The organism is Nitrospira sp. BLG_2, assembly GCF_049222245.1.
This window is the reverse complement of the sequence record NZ_JBLYIG010000502.1, coordinates 1-3,664: the sequence shown is the minus strand read 5'-3', so window position 1 is coordinate 3,664 and position 3,664 is coordinate 1. Positions and strand designations below refer to the sequence as shown.

Genomic DNA, 3,664 nt, shown 5'->3' with positions numbered 1-3,664 from the left:
CAATCATCATTGGTGAAGGAAAGGATCGGACCTCTAGCTGATTTCCAGCCGAGATTCCTCGCGGCGGCCGGGCCGCGAGGGACAGGAGATGCAAGGTAACGCAGGTTCGGCGCGGATCTCTTGCCGCGGAACGCGGCGGCGACTCCCTCGGTAGACTCGGACGGTCCATCAGAGACGACGATGATCTCGAACATTGCGGGGTTCATGGTTTGAGCGATCAATGATGCGAGGCAGCGCCGCAAAAGGTCGGGACGATCGAAGGTCGGAATGACCACGCTCATCAGTATGTGGCCCGCTTGGGAGTTCAAGGACTCCGTGACGGCCGCCGCGCTGGACGTAGAATAATCTTTCATAGAACGGCTCCCATCATGAGGCGGCGGCGGTTTTTGTCATAAGAAGGGCTCCGATCACGAGTGAGTGGCGGTTTTTGTCAGGAGAAACGGGCCGATCACCAGCGCATCCAGCGGAGAACTGCTGTAGGCCTCAACCGCGTCGCGCGGCGTACAGACGATCGGCGCGCCTCTTGTATTGAAAGAGGTATTGACCAACACCGGAACCCCCGTTCTGGTTTCGAACGCTTTGATGAGCTCGTAATAGCGCGGGTGTTGCTCATGCGTGATCGTTTGAACTCGCGCCGATCCGTCGACGTGTCGGACGGCTGGGATTCGATTCGCACGGTCGGGACGCACCTGATACGTAAAGAGCATGAACGGCGAACGCTCGGCCCCATCGAACCATTGAGCGGCGGCTTCTTCCAACACGACGGGCGCCACGGGCCGGAAATCCTCGCGGTCTTTGATGTCGTTCAATCGTTCCTGCATCATCGCGTTGATGGGGGAGGCCAGGATCGACCGGCTTCCCAATGCGCGAGGCCCGAATTCCATCGCGCCTTGGAACCAGCCGAGAATATAATCGCGCGCCAACAGCGCGGCGGCTTCCCCTCCGATGTCGGCCAGGCGGCGAAACGGGAGCTTGGCGCGACGCAACACGGATTCGATCTCTTCCTCACTGTATGAAGGCCCCCAGAACGCATGCTCCATGCGAAATGCTCGTGGGCCGATAGGCAGCCGCCGCTGCGCGGCGTCGACCGCGAGCGCGGCGCCCATCGCTGTGCCGGCATCGCCGGCCGCCGGCTGCACCCATATGGATTGAAACGGGCCGCGATCACGGAGGGAGGCATTCATGACACAGTTCAACGCGACGCCTCCGGCCAGGCATAGGTTTGGAGCGCCCGATGCCCGGTGCAACCACTCTGCCAACGCCAATGCCGTCTCTTCCAGAACTTCCTGTAGAGACCGCGCCAGGTCATAGTGTCGTTGCTCCAGTGGAGAACCAGGTCGGCGTGCCGGTCCGCACGCGGTTTCCAGTCGGTGAGGGAGAATTCGGTATTGTCCATTGCCATGAAGCTGCACCATGTCCTGAAAGAGTCGTTTGAACTTTGGTTTCCCATAGGAGGCGAGGGCCATGACCTTGTATTCATCGGACGAGTGGAGAAAGCCCAGGTAGGTGGTCAGTTCCTCATAGAGCAATCCCAACGAGTGCGGCATGTCGACCTGGCCGAGTCGGCGCAATCGATGGCCTTGGCCGATATGGTATGTCGTGGTGGCGTCTTCTCCTCTGCCGTCCAGAGTCAGCACGGCGGCGCTCTCGAAAGGGGAAGGTAGAAAAGCGCTGGCCGCATGGGCATCGTGGTGATCGACCCAGTGCCATCGATAAGGACCTGGCGCCGTTACGCCGGCGAACCATTCGCGAAGATGATGCGGAGCGCCGCCGGACAAGTGCCGTGGAGCATTCATGATCGAGGAGAGAAAAAGCGGATCCCACGGTGATTCCCACTCCGCCGCGACAGGATGGGCGCTCGGCTCCATCGGCAGCGTCAGGGAGACCGCGCCTGCATGGTTGCCCAGCTTGCGTGTGGGGTCATAGGCATAGGCGATGTGGTCGATATCCCGCAAGTGAACATCGGCGCGCTGAAGGCAGAAGGCAATGGCATGAAACGGCAATTCATAGGCGCTAAACGGAATAGGGCGCTTGGCATGTTTGATCCTCGTAAACCGCTCTTCTTCGGCTGCGGCGACGACCATCCCGTCATGGACCAAGCAGGCCGAGGAGTCATGGAAAGCCGCGTTAAGACCTAGTGTGTACAAGGTGTAATCCTTCTTCGGAGAGTGGCGTTGGTCTGAGACCGAGCAGTTCCGCGGCGGCGTCGACGATTTCGTCCGGTGTCACCAAACGCAGACAATCATGGTGATCTTGTGGGCAGGTGCTCTTGTAGCAAAATTTGCAAGGTACATCATGGAACAAGACGCGGCGTGGCACCTGCCACGGCGTGTGCTGCGGGTTGGTCAACGCATACAAATCGACGACCGGCGTGCCCACGGCTGCGGCGACATGGACCGCGCCCGTATTGTTTGAGATCAAGACGCGCGCGCGGGCCAACAAGGCGGCCAATTCCGGAAGTTGAAGCCGACCGGCGAGCGAGTGCGTCGGGGCCGCCACTCGGGCACGGATCGACTCGACCAACGGGCGCTCACTTTCGACGCCAGTAAAAATGATCGGCCCTTCCCATGTGTGAGCCAGCCGGTCGGCCGCGACCGCGAATTGCTCCGCGGGATAACGGCGACTGGCGGCGGTCGCGCCGGGATGAATGACCACGGCCTCATCGACCTTTGTACGGAGCGGTCCAAGAATCTCGTCGAGATGGTCGAAGGCGGCGCCCGGAATCTGTAAGAAGAGACGCTCGTTCGCGGCTTCAGCGCCGATATGGCGGACAAGATCGAGCTGGCGCCGGACCTCATGACGGATATAGGACTCCGGCTCCGGTTCGGGGATCCAGTCCGTGAGCAAGTGATACGGGTTCTCCCGGCAATGCGCGACACGCAGCGGAATGTCGGCCAACCAGCACATCATGGCGGCCGGAAGCGGGTTTTGGCTGTACACCGTGAACAAGACGGCGGCATCGAATGCCCCAGCACGTAACCGGGAAATCAGCGCGTGATCCGCCGCGGCCGACTCACCCGCACGGTACCCTTTCATCCATGGAGCTTCGTACGACCATATGTCGTCGACGCAAGGCATGAGACGACCCGCATGAACGCCGCTTGCAGACGTGAGAAGGGTAATGTGCCGATCCGGGAACGACTGCTTGAGCGCCCGCAGCGCCGGACCCGTCATGATCACATCGCCGAGCGCATCGAGCCGCACGCAGAGAATTCTGCGTGACCGCCGCCAGAGGTCGGCTCTGGATCGATCAACGGCAATCACCATTCAGGAGTCCTTCGATCCGTCGTCTTGGGAGTGCGGTCGTTCGCCGGTTGCAATCAAATCCGTGAACGCGATGAGCCGGGCCGCCTCCAGCACCTCGTCTGCAATGAAATCGGGCCACCGCGAAGCCGTGAGGTGCCATTCGGTTTCATGGCCGTTCGTGAGTAAGATGGTGCGGCAGCCGGCTGCCCGGCCGGCTTCAACATCGTGCAGGATGTCGCCGACCATCCATGAATGCGGCAGATCCACATCGAGCTCACGGGCGGCTTGGATCAGCAAACCGGGATTGGGTTTTCGGCAATAGCAGTCCACACTGAACGATGGTACGTTGCCATCCGGATGATGGGGACAGTAGTAAAATCCCGCGAGGGGGACGTGCAACTTTGCGAGCTCGGCTCGC

4 protein-coding genes are annotated in these 3,664 nt (G+C 60.8%); all 4 read right to left on the bottom strand.

What is annotated here, in order from left to right; genetic code table 11:
- Positions 1-353 (bottom strand): glycosyltransferase family 2 protein (locus tag ACOSYY_RS13640; protein ID WP_421663056.1); only part of this gene is annotated, 353 nt, incomplete at its 3' end.
- A gap of 54 nt (positions 354-407) precedes the next feature.
- On the bottom strand, positions 408-2,147 hold the full coding sequence (locus ACOSYY_RS13635; protein WP_421663055.1) for a carbamoyltransferase family protein: 1,740 nt from the start codon (positions 2,145-2,147) through the stop codon (positions 408-410).
- Positions 2,128-3,267, bottom strand: coding sequence for a glycosyltransferase family 9 protein (locus tag ACOSYY_RS13630; protein WP_421663054.1), 1,140 nt, complete (start codon positions 3,265-3,267; stop codon positions 2,128-2,130). The genes ACOSYY_RS13635 and ACOSYY_RS13630 overlap by 20 nt, the downstream gene beginning before the upstream one ends.
- Positions 3,268-3,664, bottom strand: a 397-nt coding sequence (locus tag ACOSYY_RS13625) for an HAD-IIIA family hydrolase (protein ID WP_421663053.1), incomplete at its 5' end; no start/stop codon positions are given. It abuts the gene before it with no gap.

Excerpts from the sequence above, each read along its gene's own strand:
- ACOSYY_RS13630 (WP_421663054.1), bottom strand. The coding sequence starts at position 3,267 with ATGGTGATTGCCGTTGATCGATCCAGAGCCGACCTCTGGCGGCGGTCA.